This is a genomic window from Paraburkholderia sp. BCC1876, from assembly GCF_902833695.1.
Classification (GTDB): Bacteria; Pseudomonadota; Gammaproteobacteria; order Burkholderiales; family Burkholderiaceae; genus Paraburkholderia.
Genome location: NZ_CADFGI010000112.1, coordinates 1 through 425 on the forward strand (window position 1 = coordinate 1; position 425 = coordinate 425).

Consider the following 425-nt stretch of genomic DNA (forward strand, 5'->3'; position numbering starts at 1 on the left):
CAAACGCCACGTTCGAGCTGTCGATCAATTACCAGTTCTAGTCCGGCCGCGTCCTCGCGCGTCGGGCGGTTCGATTGGCGAGCGCCGGGCTTCGTGCCCGGCGCCCGCCCGGTGTTTCGACCTGGAGGAGACGATGGAACAGAATCATTCGGAAACCGAAGCAGCCGGCAAGCCGGCGGCGGCCGATCGCAGGCTCACGCCCGAGCGGATCGCCGCGAAGATGCCGACCGGGCTGCCGCCGATCGACCGCGCGCGTTATGCGCTGCTCGAGCACGGCGATCCGGTGCGTCGCGCGGCAAGCCGCATCGCGACGCTCGACAACGCCAACATGGGCGCCTCCGACAGTTGCGTCGACGTCGACGGCAAGAGCTTCGACGCCCATCGCGACGCGCCGCACTGGCGCGATAACGTGATCCATTCGAACG

Annotated in this window: 1 protein-coding gene; it reads left to right on the forward strand. The window is 68.0% G+C overall.

The annotated features are described in order from the left end of the window. Positions 1 to 133 precede the first annotated feature (133 nt). Positions 134 to 425: DUF3005 domain-containing protein (locus HWY05_RS38045; protein ID WP_176061518.1), on the forward strand; the 292-nt coding region annotated here is incomplete at its 3' end.